Source organism: Quisquiliibacterium sp., assembly GCF_982640115.1.
This window is the reverse complement of the sequence record NZ_CEXFHW010000103.1, coordinates 1-14,241: the sequence shown is the minus strand read 5'-3', so window position 1 is coordinate 14,241 and position 14,241 is coordinate 1. Positions and strand designations below refer to the sequence as shown.

Here is a 14,241-nt window from a genome sequence, read left to right as displayed (position 1 = left end):
CGCAGCACCACATGCCGGGCATGCACCGCACCGATTTCGGCCACCGCCACCGGATCGGGCTGCGGCAGGGAGCGTTGCCAGGCGATCAGCGCATCGAGCAGCACGATCGACGAGAGCAGCCGCTCGGGCCCGCTGCGCTCGATGGCGAGCTCGGCATTGACCTGCGACCAGCCCTCGCCTTCCACGCCCACCAGGGCGTCGGGCCCGAGCCGGACATCGTCGAAGGTGACCTCGTTGAAGTGCTCGTCGCCGGCCAGATCGGTGATGGGGCGGATGCTCACGCCGGGCGCGGTGAGATCGATCAGCATCTGCGACAGGCCGGACTGACGATCCTGGGGCCCGCCCGAGGTGCGCACCAGCGCGATCATGTAGTGGGCGTGGTGGGCGTTGGTGGTCCAGATCTTGCGGCCGCTCAGACGCCAGCCGTCACCGTCGCGCACGGCGCGGGTGCGCACGCTGGCGAGATCGGAGCCGGAGTCGGGCTCGCTCATGCCGATGCAGAAGAAGGCCTCGCCGCGGCAGATCAGCGGCAGATAGCGCTCACGCTGCGCCTCGGTGCCGTAGCGCAGGATCTGCGGCGCGCTCTGGCGGTCGGCAATCCAGTGCGCCGAGATCGGCGCGCCGGCCGAGAGCAGTTCCTCGACCACCACGAAGCGGGCGAAGTAGCCGCGTTCGCCGCCGCCGTAGCGGCGCGGCATGGTCAGGCCCAGGAAGCCCGCCTGACCGAGCTTGCGGCTGAATTCGGCGTCGTAGCCCATCCAGGAGCGCGAGCGCAGACCGGTGTCCAGGGGAGGCATCTCGCGGGCGAGAAACTCGCGGATGGCGGGGCGAAGGGCCTCGTCGGCCGGGGGGATGCGTTCGATGGCGAGCGGGAGCATGGTTCGATGGTATCGCAGCGATGCGGCTCAGGGCCGCCGAAGCCGGTAGCCGACACGGGGGAAATGCACCAGCACCTCACCCGCGCGCGGGTCGGTGCGGCGCAGTGCAAGGCGATCGGGGGCCGAGATGGCGAGCAGGCCGCGCACCGGCACGATGCCGTAGTCGGCGGGCTCGATGATCACCTCGTCACCCGGCTGACAGCCGTGCCAGTCGACCCAGGGATGGGCCTGCGGGGCGGCCGGGGAGGCCGCGCGGGCCGCGGCCAGCGCATCCTCGGCGCTCATCGGCGAGGATGTGCCGTGGCCGAAGCCCGCCACCCGCGCCATCCAGGCGCTCACCGCGGGATACTCGCCGAGCACCGTGGCCAGTGCCGGCGCGCGAGCCACGAACCACAGCGGGTGGTAGACCGCGAAGTCGGCAATGGTCGGTTCATCGGCCACCAGGAAGGCTCGGCCATCGGCGAGATGGTCGGTCACGCGCTGCAGCCAGTGGTGCAGCAGGCCGGTGGCCTCGGACAGTTCCATGCGCGGCGCGCCCCCGGCGCGCATGGCCTTGCGATCAGCCATGAAGGCCTCGATCTGCGCCTTGCCCATGCCCTGGAACAGCGCGGAGAAGCCACGCGGCTGGAACACGAATCCGACCGCCGCGCCGAACAGCTCGCGCTCGGCGAGGTCGGCCACCGACAGCGCCGCGATCCGGTCGGGTCGATGCAGCAACGGCGCCGACCCCGTCTCGTCAAGCACACGGGCGATCAGCGCGGTATCGCAGTAGACATCGGCACCGATCTGCAGCACGGGGGTCCGGCGATAGCCGCCGGTGAGCGCGACCAGGTCGGGCTTGGGCATCACCCACGGTATCTGCACCGAGCGCCAGGGCAGGCGCTTGGCGCCCAGGATCAGGCGGATCTTCTCGGCGTAGGGCGAGGCGTCGTAGTGGTGCAGGATGATCTCGTTCATGGAACGCAGCTTACCGCGGCTTGCGCGTACACTCGGCCGCGTTCCCCAGCACTCCGGAAGGCCTGCCGATGACCCGTGTTCTCGCCGATGATCTCTGGTTCCCCGAAGGCCCGGTCGCGCTCGATGATGGCTCGGTGGTGCTGGTCGAGATCCGCCGCCAGACCCTCACCCGCATCACCCGGGACGGCCGCAAGGAAATCGTCGCCAAGCTCGGCGGCGGCCCCAACGGCGCGGCCATCGGCCCCGACGGCCTGTGCTACATCTGCAACAACGGCGGCTTCGACTGGGTCGAGCGCCAGGGCATCTGGTTCCCCAGCCATCAGCCGGCCGACTACAGCGGCGGGCGCATCGAGCGTGTCGACCTGAATACCGGCCGAGTCGAGGTGCTCTACACCGAGGTCGACGGCATCCCGCTGCGCGGCCCCAACGACCTGGTCTTCGACGGCCAGGGCGGCTTCTGGTTCACCGACCTCGGCAAGGGACGCCCGCGCGACCTCGACCGCGGTGGCCTCTACTACGCCCGGGCCGACGGCTCGTCGGTGAAGAAGGTGGTCTATCCCCTGATGACCTCCAATGGCGTGGGGCTCTCGCCCGACGGCCGCACGGTCTATGTGGCCGAGACCCAGACCGCCCGGCTGTGGGCCTTCGAGGTCACCGGGCCCGGCGAGATCGCCCGCGCGCCGCATCCCTCGCCCAATGGCGGGCGCCTGCTCTATGCCTCGCCCGTGCCCGCATCCTACGACTCGCTGGCGGTCGAGGCCGGGGGCAACATCTGCGTGGCCACCATCCTGCAGGGCGGCATCACCGTGATCGCCCCGCAGGGCGGCCTGGTCGAGTTCGTGCCCACGCCTCAGGACTGGGTCGTGACCAACCTGTGCTTCGCCGGCCTCGATCGGCGCAAGGCGCTGGTCACGCTCTCGGGCGCCGGCCTGCTGGTCGAGCTCGACTGGGCCCGCCCGGGCCTGAAGCTCGCCTACTGATCACGCCGTCCGGAGCCCGGTCATGAAGATCGTCATCGCCCAGTTCAAGCACGAGACCAACACCTTCTCGCCCGTGCCCACGCCGCTCGAGCGCTTCGGCGGCGGCCATCCGCCGCCCGAGGGCGAGGCGGTCATCGCCGCCTACCGCGGCACCGGCTCGGCGATCGCCGCCTTCATCGACCTGGCCACCCAGCTCGGCGCGCAGATCGACACCCCGATCGCCGCTTCGGCCGCCCCGAGCGCGCCCTGCGAAGACGCGGTGTTCGACCATGTCTGCGAGCGCATCTGCGCCGCGGTGGCCCGCGGCTGCGACGCGGTGCTGCTCGACCTGCACGGCGCCATGGTCACCGCCAGCCACGATGACGGCGAGGGCGAGCTGCTGCGCCGCATCCGCGCGGTGGCACCGGGCGTCATGATCGGCGTGGCCCTCGACATGCACACCAACCTGTCGGCCGAGATGGTCGCCCACGCCAATGTGCTGTCGGGCTACCAGACCTATCCGCACATCGACATGTACGAGACCGGCGTGCGTGCGGCCCGACCCATCCTCGCCTCGCTGCAGGGCTGCCCGCTCCCGGCCATGGCCTGGGGCGGCAAGCCCATGCTCACCCATGTCATGCGCCAGGGCACCGACGACGAGCCCAACCACTCGCTGCAGGCGCGCTGCCGCGAGCTCGAGGCCGAGGGCGTGCTGAGCGCCACCGTGTTCACCGGCTTTCCGCACGCCGACATCGCCATCGCCCAGCTGTCGGCGGTGGTGGTCGATCACGACGCCGACCGCGCTCGCCGGGCCTGCGACGAGCTGCTGGCCATGGCCTGGGCGCATCGCGAAGGTTTCGTCTATCGCCTCGAGGACCTCGATGTCTCGCTGGCCCGCGCCCGCGCGCTGGCCGACACCGCGCCGGGCACCGGCCCGATCGTGCTGCTCGACCACTACGACAACTGCGCCTCGGGCGGCACCATGGACACCACCACGGTGCTCGGCCGGCTGATCGCCGCCGGCCTGCCCGACGCTGCCGCCTTCGCCATCTACGACCCGCAGGCGGTGCAGGTGATGGCCCGCGCCGGGGTGGGCGCGCGGGTGACGGTCTCTCTGGGCGGCAAGCTGCCCATGCCCTCGGTGGGTCTGGCCGGCCAGCCGCTCACCGTCACCGGCGAGGTGCGGCGCCTGAGCGACGGCCAGTTCCGCAACCACGGGCCGATGGCCCGCGGGCAGCTGGTCAACATGGGGCCCACGGCGGTGCTGCGCGTGGGCACGGTGGATGTGGTGGTGATCAGCGAGCATGTCGAGCCGCACGACATCGGCTGCCTGGAGGCGGTGGGCATCGACCCTGCCGCGCTGCGCTTCCTCATGCTCAAGAGCCGGGTGCACTGGCGCGCCGGCCTGCGCCGTTACGCCCGTGCGATCGTCGAGTGCGCGGGCTCTGGCGTGTGCACCTCCGACTACGCGAGCCTGCGCTACCGCAAGCTCAGCCGCCCGATCTACCCGCTGGACCCGATCGCGGCCTGAGGTTCAGGGCAGCAGCAGTCCGCCGTCCACCGGCAGGGTCTGACCGCACACATAGGCCGCCAGCGGCGAGGCCAGAAAGAGCGCCACCCCGGCCATGTCCACCGGGGTGCCAAGCCGCCCCATGGGAATCGCCCGCAGGGTGCCGGCCAGCCGCTCGGGATTGGCGGTGGTGACCTCGGTCATCTTGGTGGCCACGAAGCCCGGCGCAATGCCGTTCACCCGGATGCCGTCGCGCGCCCAGGCATCGCCCAGCGTGCGCACCAGGCCGACCGCACCGGCCTTGGAGGCGTTGTAGGCGGGATTGCCGCGGGTCGACTGGAAGGCCGCGGTGGAACTGATGACGATCAGCGAGCCCGACGCCGCCTGGAGCATCGGCTGGAACTTCAGGGCGCAGGCCATCAGGCTGTTCAGGTTGACCTGCAGCACCTGCGCAAAGCCCGGGTTGGTGTATTCGCGCCGGCCATAGAGCACCATGCCCTGGGACAGCACCAGCACATCCAGCCGCTTGAAGGGCGGCTCCCAGGTCTCGATCGCGGCGGTGCTGGCCACATCGAGCACCGAGTAGCCCAGCCCGCTGAGATCGGACCCCGCCGTGCCGGCGTAATCAGCCGCGCTCGGGCGGGTGCCGCAGACATGGACGGCCGCGCCCCGGGCCCGGAAGGCCTGCGCGATGCCGTTGCCGATGCCGCTGGAGCCACCGACCACCAGCACCTGGCGGTCGGTGAAATCCAGGGCCTGATCGAGGGGGTGTGCCATCATGGGCTCCGCAGAAGGTTGAGGGCGTGTCACGGGCAGCTCGCTGGTCCGGCGAGGGGTTCCGCCCGTCCGCCGACCCCGCCAGCCCGTCGGGCCGTCTGAAAGAATCATGCCATGCCGCCGTCCGCCCCCCTCCCGGAGAAATCCGGCTCCGCCCGATCTGCGCGCCCGGCCTACGAGGTGCCGAAGCCACCCAGCCAGGCTCAACTGGCGATGGAGGCGACCTTCTCGCGCCTGATGTCTCTGCCCATGCTGCGCTTCCTCGGCGGCAAGGGCCAGTGGACTTCCTCGAGCAAGGCAGTGCTCGGCGTGGCCACCCTGCTGGTCCCGATCGGTCTGCTCGGCCTCACGCTGAACACCGGCGGCTTCGGGCTCTGGTCCACCTCCCCCTGGACCGTGATCGTCCCGCTCGCCCTGCAGACGCTCATCCTGGTGGCGGCGGCCTCGGCCCTCGCGGGCTGGCGCACCCGGCGCTTCCATGAGCGGGTGTCCACCATCGAGACCATGCTGCGCGAGCTGCAGGAGGGACGCTACAAGCCCCGTGGCGCCGCGCTCGACGGCACCGACGAAATCGATCAGCTCACCCGACGCATCGACGCGGTTGCCGAGGGCCTCGCCGAACGCGAACGGCGCATCGGCGAGCACGCCCTCACCGACCCGCTCACCGGCCTGGCCAACCGGGCCCTGCTCACCGACCGCATCCGCCACACCGTGCGGGCCAGCGAGCGCCGGCGCGAATCCTTCGGCCTGATGGTCATGGACCTCGACCGGTTCAAGGTCATCAACGACACCCGCGGCCCTGCCGCGGGCGATGCCGTGCTCAAGGAGGTGTCGCGCCGGCTCAAGCGCGCGGTGCGCGACTGCGACACCGTGGCGCGGCTGGGCGGTGATGAATTCGTGATGCTGTTGCCCGGCCCGCAGAGCGTGTCCGAGGATGTGGCACGGCGCATCCTGCAGCTGCTGCGCGAACCGCTGCGCTGGGGCGATCAGCTCATCGACATCGGCGCCAGCCTGGGCATCAGCATCTTCCCGCAGCACGGCCAGGATGAGGCCACGCTCATGCGCCGGGCCGACTCCGCCATGTATCTGGCCAAGCGCCGCCAGAGCGGCTCGCATGTCTTTGACGGCGTCGAAACCGGCCAGCAGCGCAGCTACCTGTCGATGCTCGGCGAGATGCGCAAGGCGCTCGAGGGCGGCCAGTTCGAGCTGCACTTCCAGCCCAAGCTCGATCTCAGCAGCGGCCTCATCGTGGGGGCGGAAGGGCTGCTGCGCTGGAAGCATCCGGTGCGCGGTCGTATCCCGCCCGCCGAGTTCATCCCCTTTGCCGAGCAGACCGGCTTCATGCGTCAGATCACCCGCTGGGTGGTTCGGGAAGGCGCGCGATTCGGCCGCGAACTGGCCGACGCCGGGCTCGCGGTGCGGCTGTCGGTCAATGTCACGGCCACCGACATCCAGACCCCCGGCTTCGCCCAGGAGATCGGCGAGATCCTCAAGGCGCAGAATTCCAGCGGCGACCACCTCTGCCTGGAGATCACCGAGAGCGGCGTGGTGAGCGAATCTGCAGCCGCGCTGCAGTCGCTGCGCGAAATCTCCGCCATGGGGGTGAAGCTGTCGGTGGACGACTTCGGCACCGGCTATGCCACCCTGAAGCAGCTCCAGCAGCTGCCCGTGCATGAACTCAAGATCGACCAGTCCTTCGTGGCCGGCCTGATCGACGACAACGGCAGCGAGAGCATCGTGCGCTCGACCATCGACCTCGGCCGGCACATGGGCCTGCGGGTGGTGGCCGAGGGGGTGGAGAACCTCCAGCAGATGCGCGCGCTCGCGCAACTCGGCTGCCACGAGGTGCAGGGCTTCTACATCGCCAAGCCCATGCGCCAGTCGGAACTGGTGGGCTGGGTCAAGATGCGCCACTCACTGCACGAGAACTCGAAGCAGAACTACTTCGAGATGATGGCTGGCCGCGCCTCCTGAGGCGAGCCGCCCGCGCGGCAGCACCGCGCGGCCGACCGCTCAGTCGCGATACCACACCACCTGATGGGTGGTGGCCAGCAGGCGGCCGGCCTCGCCCCACATGCGCCCTTCCTGATCGAAGAACCCGCCTTCGTAGATCTGTCCCCGGGCCTCGGTGAGCAGGGGCTGGCACGCCTGCGCGGCCATCGCGGCCGCATCGCCATGGAAGTACACGTTGAGCGAGACCGTGGCCACCGGCATCGGTGCGGCATGGCGCATGAAGATGCGAGGAAAGAAGGCATCGCACATCGCCGCCAGGGCCGGGTAGTCGAGCGGCCGCGGCGGATGATCGACCACCCAGGCGGCCGACTCGCTGTCGGCGGCAGGGCCGAACAGCCCGCCACGCACCACATGCTCACGGTAGTGGCGCAGCCACACCGGGAAGGCGCCCGGCCGCGGGCCGAAATCGGGCGGTGGCGCCGGCACCGCGGGCGGGCGGGCCTCGCGATCGCTCCAGACCGGGCGACGCACACCGCAGGCCACCAGGGCGCTGGCCATGGGCTGGTCGCCCTCGCCCTGCACGAGGTCGAGCGCCCAGTGCTGCGTGGTGCGGCCGCCGCGCAGCAGGCGAACCACGATGTCGAACCCGCCCGCCTGGACGGCTGCCGGGAAGTTCACCGTCAGCGAAAGCGGCGGCCCGATGCGATCGGGCTGCTGCATGACCGCCTGCAGCATCACCGCGGCGGTGATGCCGCCGAAGGGCCCCACCGAATTCCAGTAGGCCTCGCTGGTGGCGCCACGCAGGCGGCGGTGACCGGCGGCGGCAGGCTCGAGCCGGATTGCCGCATCGATCGGGTGCACGCCCTCGCCCCCCGCCTCAGGCGCCACCACTGACCACCAGTGTCTGGCCGCTCACATAGTCGCTGTCGGGACTGCAGAAGAGGTAGACCGAGCCGGCGGCCTCCTCGGGCAGACCGCCGCGGCCCAGCGGAATCATCTGGTTCATGGCCGACAGGCGACCGGCCTGCACGCCGATCCTGACCGTGCGGCCCTGGATGTCGATGCTGCCGCCCTCGCCTTCGGCCAGCGGCTTGGTGAGCCGGGTCTGGATGTAACCGAAGGCCACGGCGTTCACCGTGACGTCATAACGGCCCCATTCCTTGGCCAGGGTTCGGGTCATGCCCATGATGCCCGCCTTGCCCGAGGAGTAGTTCACCTGACCGGCATTGCCGTTGGTGCCCGATGTGGACGACACATTGACGATCTTGCGCACGATGCGCCGGCCCTCGCGCCGCTCGGCGTCGACCGCCGTGCGCAGATGATCGGAGAAGGCGCGCAGGATGCGAAAGGGCGCGGTGAGATGCACATCGATGATCGCGTACCACTGCTCGTCGCTCATCTTCTGGATGACGCTGTCCCAGGTGTAGCCGGCGTTGTTCACCACCACATGGCAGCCACCGAAGGCATTCACCGCGGTGTCGACCACGCGGGTGCCGAAGTCGGGCGCGGTGACATCGCCGTTGCAGGCCACCGCGCGCGCGCCGAGCGATTCGATCAGGGCGATGGTCTCGCGGGCAGGCGCCTCGTCGATGTCGTTGACCACCACGCTCGCCCCATCGCGCGCCAGCCGCAGCGCAATGGCCTGACCAATGCCGCGGCCCGATCCGGTGACGATCGCGACCCGTCCGTCGAGTTGTCCCATCGCTGACTCCCTGAGATTGGAGCCGCTATTATCGGCGCCAGCCCCGCCCGCCCTGTTCCGATAGCAGGGCGAAGCACCCATCTGCGTCCCCCAGGAATCGCCATGAAGACCATCGAGTGCTTCTTCGACTGCAGCAGCCCCTGGACCTACCTGTGCTTCCACAACCTGCAGCCGCTGGCCGCCGAGTTCGGCGTGCCCATCCGCTGGCGTCCCATCCTGGTCGGAGGCCTGTTCAACACCGTCAATCCGAGCGTCTATGCGGCGCGCGAGAACCCGGTGCCGGTGAAGGCGGCCTGGCAGGCGAAGAGTCTGGCTGACTGGTCCGCGCTTGCGGGGCTGCGCATCATCAACCCGCCACCGGTCTTTCCGGTGAACAGCGTCAAGGCGATGCGGGCCTGCCTGGTGCTGCAGGATGATCCGGCGCGCATGACCGACTTCGCCCGGCGGGTGTTCGAGGCCTACTGGGGGCGTGGCGAGGACATCTCGCAGGACGCAGTGCTCGCGCCGCTGTTCAGCGCGGCCGGGCTGGCGCCCGAGATGATGTTCGAGGCCATCGGCCGCGCCGACATCAAGGACGCGCTGCGACGCAATGTCGATGAACTGATCGCGCGGGGCGGCTTCGGCTCGCCGACGATGTTCATCGGCGGCACTGACATGTACTTCGGCAACGACGCCCTGCCGCTGGTGCGTCAGGCGCTGCAGCGGCAGGGCTGAACGCCCCGATCAGCGAAGGGCGAGATGGCGGTGGCCGTGATCGCCGGCCTCGGCACGCGCCCGGCGCGCCTCCACCTGCGACTTCTGCTCCGGCGTGAGCAGCTGCCACACCGCATGGGCATGGCGCGCCCGGACCATGGTCATGTCGGCGATGCCGGCGGCAAGGCTGTCGCTCAGGGCCCTGGCGCGCGCCTCGTCGAACTGCGGGGACAGCGTCAGGGCGCGCAGTTCCTGGCGGGTCTTGCCCAGGGCCTTGGCCTTGTCGCGCATCACCGGCGCCTGCTGGTGCATGAGGCTGAAGACCTGGTCCCGCTGGGCATCGCTCAGGCGAACGCCGCGCAGGAACTCCATGCCGTTGCCCATCTCCATGCCCATCCCGCGATGCATGCCGTCGTGACCGCCGTGGTGACGGCCGTGGCGATGCTCCTCACCCGACTCGTGCCCGGCGCCGTGTCGGGCTTCATGTCCGGGTGCTGCCGCCGGGGAGGCCGGCGCGACGGGCGAGCTGGGTGCAGACTGGGCGAAGGCGGCGCCAGCCGAAATCAGCAGGGCGCCCGCGGCCGCGCGAAGAAGGGTGGGACGGGTATGGACGGTCATGGTGTTCTCCTGGGGATGTCGGGGTATCGGCCCGCGCGCAGGATGCGGCGATCGACAGGAGACAGTCTGGGCGACCGCCAGGTAATCAGGGGTCGGTGATCGGTAACGGCGGGTAAGCGCGGTAAAGGCTGAACCGCCACCGGTCTGGCACGACGTCAGCCCAGGGGGTGCGTTGCCACGACGATGCCGTCCTCGTCGCTGCACAGCCAGTGGCCGGGGGTGAACACCACGCCGCCGAAGCCCACCGTGACATCGGTTTCGCCGACGCCCGCCTTGGCGCTGCGCCGGGGGTTGGTGCCAAGCGCCTTGATGCCGAAGTCGAGCGTGTCGATGGCGACTGAATCGCGGATGGCGCCGTGCACCACCGCGCCCGCCCAGCCATTGGCCAGGCCCAGGCCGGCGATCAGATCGCCGATCAGGGCGCTGTGCAGCGAGCCCCCGCCGTCGACCACCAGCACCTGTCCGTGCCCGGGCGAGGACAGCAGGGACTTCACCAGCGCATTGTCCTCGCGGCAGCGCACGGTGCGGATCAGCCCGCTGAAGGCGCGCCGCCGACCGAACAGACGCATGGGCAGGTCGCAGGACTGGATGTCGGGATGGGCGTCGAAGAGGTCGCAGGTGCTCGCGGTCATGGCGTGCTTGGATGGCGGCAGAAACGGCGGTTGACGGGGTTGTCTCAGTCGTCGGGTCGGGCCGCAGGCCGGGATGCACCGGCCTCGCGACGGGCGATCCACAGCGTGGCCACCAGGATGACCACGCCGCCCACCAGCGTGGAGGCGCTGGGCGAATCGCCGAACACCAGCAGGCCCAGGAGCGTAGCCCAGATCAGGTCGAGAAAGCGCACTCCCTGCGTGGCAGAGATGTCGGCCAGGCGGTAGGCGTTGGTCAGGCACCAGTGACCGGTGCTGCCGAGCAGGCCGCAAAGCCCGAAGAGCAGCCACTGGGCGGGGGTGGGCCACTGCCAGCCCGGCACGGCGAAGGGCAGCGTGAACAGGGACACCGTGATCGACTGCCAGACCACGATGACGCCAGGCGTGTCGCGACGGGTGAGCGCCTTGGTGATCAGGAAAGAGGCGGCAAACAGCGGCGAGGACACCAGCATCGCCAGACTCCAGACCCCGCCCGTGCCGGCCAGCTTGGGATAGACGACGATCATCACCCCGGCAAAACCGAGCAGCGCCGCAATCCAGCGGGCCGGCACCACCGGCTCGCGCAGCACCAGCGCCGCCCCGATCATGATGAAGATCGGGGTGGTGAAGCCGATCGCCGTGGTGTCGGCGATCGGCAGGTGCGGCAGGGCGGCGAACCAGAAGAGCAGACCGCCGGTATGCACCGCCCCTCGCCAGAGCTGGCCGACCATGCCCTTGGGCCGGTAGGCAGACCAGCCGGCACGCAACACCAGCGGCAGCATCACGAGCAGGCCGGCCAGATAGCGCAGGAACTGGGTCTGGAACGGGTCCATCTGCAGCGTCATGGCGCGCATCAGGGTGTTCAGCAGCGCGAAGAGGATGCCCGAGGACACCGCCCAGAAGATCGCCCGACCGGCCGGGCTGAGGGAATGGAAGTACGACATCGGCATCGGCCCGAGGATACCCCCGACGGCAATGCCCACCCCTCGGCGACGGAATACCCGCGCAGCGAGCGCGCGCAGCCACGCGGCGCATCGCCGCTCCCTCGGCGGCGGGCGAGCCCTGCCTGCCCCGATCGGGAAGCGGAATGACCGCGCGCGGGCGTGTCCGCTCGGTGCGCGGCGCGCATTGACAGCATCCGGCCCCCGCCCCACCCTGCCCCGATCCTCACCCTTCCTCAGCCATGAGCTCACGCGCCGACGCCCTGCAGGCCGGACTGCAGTCACTGCTGCCCACGCTGCTGCCCGGGTGCACGCGGGTGGAGGGCCTGCGCCGCCTGTCGGCGGGGGCAACCCTGGAGACCTGGTCCTTCGATGCCCGCGGCGAGGGCCTCGACCATCCGCTGATCCTGCGCCGCTCGCCAGGCGGCTTGCGCAGCAGCGAGTCGGTGCCGCTCAGCACCGAGGCCGATCTGCTTCGCGCCCTGGCCGGCAGCGGCGCGCCGGTGCCCGAGGTGGTCCACACCCTTCAGGCTGAAGACGGCCTCGGTGACGGCTTCCTCATGACCCGGATCGCCGGCGAGACCATCCCGCGCAAGATCCTGCGAGACGAAGCCTTCGCAGCGATCCGGCCACACCTCGTCGGCCAGTTCGGCGCCATCCTCGCCGCCATCCACCGGGTCGACCCGGCCAGCCTGCCGGCGCTGCCGGCCAAACCCCACGACGCCGTGCTCGACCGGCTGCGCCAGCGTCAGCAGGCCATGGGCAGGCCCAGCCCGTTCTTCGAGTACGCGATGCGCTGGCTCGAGGCGCATGCCCCCGAGCCGCCTGCCCGTCTGCGGCTGGTCCATGGCGACTTCCGCAACGGCAACCTCATCATCGGCCCGGACGGGGTACGCGCGGTCCTCGACTGGGAAGTGGCCCACCTCGGCGACCCTGCTGCAGACCTCGCCTGGCTGTGCCTGCCGCCCTGGCGTTTCGGGCAGCTCGACCGGCCGGCAGGTGGCCTGGGCAGCCGCGAGGCGCTGCTGCAGGCCTATGTGGCAGCCGGCGGCGAGCCGCTCGAACCCGAGCGGCTTCGCTTCTGGGAAGCGCTGGGCAGCCTGCGCTGGTGGATGGGCTGCGCCGGCATGTTCGAATGGTTCGACAGCGGCCGCGACGCCTCGGTGGAGCGGGCGATGATCGCCCGCCGGGTCTCCGAGAGCGAACTCGATCTGCTGCGCCTGATCGCCGGAAGGAACTGACATGATCGACCCGCCCCGCGGCGATGCCGTCCTGCAGGCCGTGGCACGCTGGCTGCGCGAGGCCGCGCTGCCAAGGCTGCCGGCCGACCTGGTGTTCCAGGCGCGGGTCGCCGCCAACGCCATCGACCTGGTGGCCCGCGAGATGCAGCAGGGCCCCGCGGCCGGCGAACGATCGCGCGCGCGCATGGCGGCATTGCTCGGCCATGACGGCAGCCTGGATGCGCTGGAAGCCGATCTCGCGGACCGGATCCGCGACGGATCGATCGCCATCGATGCGCCCGGCCTGTTCGAACACCTGCTCGCCGACGCCATGGCCAAGATGGCCATCGACCAGCCCGCCTACGCCAGCCACCAGGCCGAACTCACCCAGACCGGCGCGCGTGCGCCGGCTCCCTGACCTCCCGAAAGGACATCCATGGATTTCACCCTGCCGCAGGACCTGGTCGACTATCTCGCCGAGCTCGACGCCTTCATCGAGCGCGAGATCAAGCCGCTGCAGGCCCAGGACGACAACGAGCGCTACTTCGACCATCGCCGGGAATGGGCCCGCACCGACTTCGACAACGGCGGCCTGCCGCGCCCGGAATGGGAGGAGCTGCTCAAGGAGGCCAAGCGTCGCGCCGACCGTGCCGGGCACTTCCGGTTCTCGCTGCCCAGGGAGTTCGGCGGCCGCGACGGCGGTAACCTCTGGATGGCGGTCATCCGCGAGCACTTCGCGTCCAAGGGGCTGGGCCTGCACAACGACCTGCAGAACGAGCACTCCATCGTCGGCAACTTCCCCTTCATCGTGATGCTGCGCGACTTCGGCACCCAGGCGCAGAAGGAGAAGTTCATCAACGGCTCGCTGGAGTTCCGCTACCGGATCACCTTCGGCCTGACCGAGCCGAACCACGGCTCCGATGCCACGCACATGGAGACCCGCGCGGTGCCCGAGACCCGCAACGGCGTGGCCGGCTGGCGCATCGATGGCGAGAAGATGTGGACCACCGGCATGCACGTGGCCACCCACTGCTCGGTGTTCGCGCGCACCAGCGGCAAGGACGGTGACGCCCGCGGCATCACCGCCTTCCTGGTGCCCACCGACACCCCCGGGGTCAAGGTCGAGGAGTACCTCTGGACCTTCAACATGCCCACCGACCATCCGCGGGTGAGCTTCACCGATGTGTGGGTGCCGCAGGAGGCGATGTTCGGCAGTGAAGGCGCGGGCCTGGCGCTGGCCCAGGCCTTCGTGCACGAGAACCGCATCCGTCAGGCGGCCAGCTCGCTGGGCGCGGCCACCTACTGCGTGAACGAGAGCGTGCGCTACGCCCGCGAGCGCAAGCCCTTCGGCAAGGCGCTCGCAGAGAACCAGGCCATCCAGTTCCCGCTGGTCGAACTGGCCAC

At 70.3% G+C, this 14,241-nt stretch carries 15 protein-coding genes; 7 read left to right on the top strand and 8 right to left on the bottom strand.

Annotated features, from left to right (window positions below):
• On the bottom strand, nucleotides 1-878 hold an 878-nt coding region (locus AC2H6A_RS12330; RefSeq protein WP_484273899.1), incomplete at its 3' end, for an acyl-CoA dehydrogenase family protein.
• 27 nt (nucleotides 879-905) lie between these two features.
• A complete protein-coding gene (locus AC2H6A_RS12325) occupies nucleotides 906-1,835 on the bottom strand; it encodes a glutathione S-transferase family protein (protein WP_484273898.1) in 930 nt (309 codons plus the stop codon).
• Nucleotides 1,836-1,903: 68 nt separating this feature from the next.
• On the opposite strand from AC2H6A_RS12325, the gene AC2H6A_RS12320 reads away from it, so the two are divergent.
• Nucleotides 1,904-2,815: an SMP-30/gluconolactonase/LRE family protein gene (locus AC2H6A_RS12320; protein ID WP_484273897.1), complete on the top strand. Its 912-nt coding sequence runs from the start codon at nucleotides 1,904-1,906 to the stop codon at nucleotides 2,813-2,815.
• Nucleotides 2,816-2,837: 22 nt separating this feature from the next.
• Entirely contained in the window at nucleotides 2,838-4,325 is a 1,488-nt protein-coding gene (locus AC2H6A_RS12315) for a M81 family metallopeptidase (RefSeq protein ID WP_484273896.1), read from the top strand.
• Nucleotides 4,326-4,328: 3 nt separating this feature from the next.
• Here AC2H6A_RS12315 and AC2H6A_RS12310 read toward each other — a convergent pair whose 3' ends face one another.
• Nucleotides 4,329-5,081: an SDR family NAD(P)-dependent oxidoreductase gene (locus AC2H6A_RS12310; RefSeq protein WP_484273895.1), complete on the bottom strand. Its 753-nt coding sequence runs from the start codon at nucleotides 5,079-5,081 to the stop codon at nucleotides 4,329-4,331.
• A 249-nt stretch (nucleotides 5,082-5,330) separates the two neighbouring features.
• Here AC2H6A_RS12310 and AC2H6A_RS12305 point away from each other — a divergent pair, with 249 nt between their 5' ends.
• Entirely contained in the window at nucleotides 5,331-7,055 is a 1,725-nt protein-coding gene (locus AC2H6A_RS12305; RefSeq protein ID WP_484273894.1) for a putative bifunctional diguanylate cyclase/phosphodiesterase, read from the top strand.
• 39 nt (nucleotides 7,056-7,094) lie between these two features.
• Here AC2H6A_RS12305 and AC2H6A_RS12300 read toward each other — a convergent pair whose 3' ends face one another.
• Nucleotides 7,095-7,922 (bottom strand): acyl-CoA thioesterase, encoded by an 828-nt coding sequence (locus AC2H6A_RS12300; RefSeq protein ID WP_484273893.1) that lies wholly within the window; start codon nucleotides 7,920-7,922, stop codon nucleotides 7,095-7,097.
• Nucleotides 7,912-8,736, bottom strand: coding sequence for an SDR family NAD(P)-dependent oxidoreductase (locus AC2H6A_RS12295; RefSeq protein ID WP_484273892.1), 825 nt, complete (start codon nucleotides 8,734-8,736; stop codon nucleotides 7,912-7,914). Before AC2H6A_RS12295 ends, AC2H6A_RS12300 begins: the two co-directional genes overlap by 11 nt.
• Before the next feature lie 102 nt (nucleotides 8,737-8,838).
• Between AC2H6A_RS12295 and AC2H6A_RS12290 the strand changes: the two genes are divergently transcribed.
• Entirely contained in the window at nucleotides 8,839-9,450 is a 612-nt protein-coding gene (locus AC2H6A_RS12290; RefSeq protein WP_484273891.1) for a DsbA family protein, read from the top strand.
• 9 nt (nucleotides 9,451-9,459) lie between these two features.
• On the opposite strand, the gene AC2H6A_RS12285 is transcribed toward AC2H6A_RS12290, so the two are convergent.
• From AC2H6A_RS12285 to AC2H6A_RS12275, 3 genes are all read right to left on the bottom strand, one after another.
• Nucleotides 9,460-10,047 carry a Spy/CpxP family protein refolding chaperone gene (locus tag AC2H6A_RS12285; protein ID WP_484273890.1) on the bottom strand — a complete coding sequence of 196 codons (588 nt, stop codon included), beginning with the start codon at nucleotides 10,045-10,047 and terminating at the stop codon, nucleotides 9,460-9,462.
• A gap of 155 nt (nucleotides 10,048-10,202) precedes the next feature.
• Complete coding sequence (rraA, locus tag AC2H6A_RS12280) at nucleotides 10,203-10,679, bottom strand: ribonuclease E activity regulator RraA (RefSeq protein ID WP_484273889.1); 477 nt, start codon at nucleotides 10,677-10,679, stop codon at nucleotides 10,203-10,205.
• A gap of 44 nt (nucleotides 10,680-10,723) precedes the next feature.
• Nucleotides 10,724-11,620, bottom strand: a complete 897-nt coding sequence (locus AC2H6A_RS12275; protein WP_484273888.1) for a DMT family transporter — start codon at nucleotides 11,618-11,620, stop codon at nucleotides 10,724-10,726.
• A 239-nt stretch (nucleotides 11,621-11,859) separates the two neighbouring features.
• Between AC2H6A_RS12275 and AC2H6A_RS12270 the strand changes: the two genes are divergently transcribed.
• The 3 genes from AC2H6A_RS12270 to AC2H6A_RS12260 form a co-directional block, all read left to right on the top strand.
• Complete coding sequence (locus tag AC2H6A_RS12270; RefSeq protein WP_484273887.1) at nucleotides 11,860-12,858, top strand: phosphotransferase family protein; 999 nt, start codon at nucleotides 11,860-11,862, stop codon at nucleotides 12,856-12,858.
• Between the two features lies 1 nt (nucleotide 12,859).
• Entirely contained in the window at nucleotides 12,860-13,255 is a 396-nt protein-coding gene (locus tag AC2H6A_RS12265) for a DUF6285 domain-containing protein (protein WP_484273886.1), read from the top strand.
• Between the two features lie 18 nt (nucleotides 13,256-13,273).
• Nucleotides 13,274-14,241: acyl-CoA dehydrogenase family protein (locus tag AC2H6A_RS12260; protein WP_484273885.1), on the top strand; the 968-nt coding region annotated here is incomplete at its 3' end.

What these genes read in the sequence shown, in the direction of transcription:
- AC2H6A_RS12325 (WP_484273898.1), bottom strand. Translation starts at nt 1,835, where the DNA reads ATGAACGAGATCATCCTGCACCACTACGACGCCTCGCCCTACGCCGAG.
- AC2H6A_RS12320 (WP_484273897.1), top strand. Translation starts at nt 1,904, where the DNA reads ATGACCCGTGTTCTCGCCGATGATCTCTGGTTCCCCGAAGGCCCGGTC.
- AC2H6A_RS12315 (WP_484273896.1), top strand. Translation starts at nt 2,838, where the DNA reads ATGAAGATCGTCATCGCCCAGTTCAAGCACGAGACCAACACCTTCTCG.
- AC2H6A_RS12310 (WP_484273895.1), bottom strand. Translation starts at nt 5,081, where the DNA reads ATGGCACACCCCCTCGATCAGGCCCTGGATTTCACCGACCGCCAGGTG.
- AC2H6A_RS12305 (WP_484273894.1), top strand. Translation starts at nt 5,331, where the DNA reads ATGCTGCGCTTCCTCGGCGGCAAGGGCCAGTGGACTTCCTCGAGCAAG.
- AC2H6A_RS12295 (WP_484273892.1), bottom strand. Translation starts at nt 8,736, where the DNA reads ATGGGACAACTCGACGGACGGGTCGCGATCGTCACCGGATCGGGCCGC.
- AC2H6A_RS12290 (WP_484273891.1), top strand. Translation starts at nt 8,839, where the DNA reads ATGAAGACCATCGAGTGCTTCTTCGACTGCAGCAGCCCCTGGACCTAC.
- AC2H6A_RS12285 (WP_484273890.1), bottom strand. Translation starts at nt 10,047, where the DNA reads ATGACCGTCCATACCCGTCCCACCCTTCTTCGCGCGGCCGCGGGCGCC.
- rraA (WP_484273889.1), bottom strand. Translation starts at nt 10,679, where the DNA reads ATGACCGCGAGCACCTGCGACCTCTTCGACGCCCATCCCGACATCCAG.
- AC2H6A_RS12275 (WP_484273888.1), bottom strand. Translation starts at nt 11,620, where the DNA reads ATGTCGTACTTCCATTCCCTCAGCCCGGCCGGTCGGGCGATCTTCTGG.
- AC2H6A_RS12270 (WP_484273887.1), top strand. Translation starts at nt 11,860, where the DNA reads ATGAGCTCACGCGCCGACGCCCTGCAGGCCGGACTGCAGTCACTGCTG.
- AC2H6A_RS12265 (WP_484273886.1), top strand. Translation starts at nt 12,860, where the DNA reads ATGATCGACCCGCCCCGCGGCGATGCCGTCCTGCAGGCCGTGGCACGC.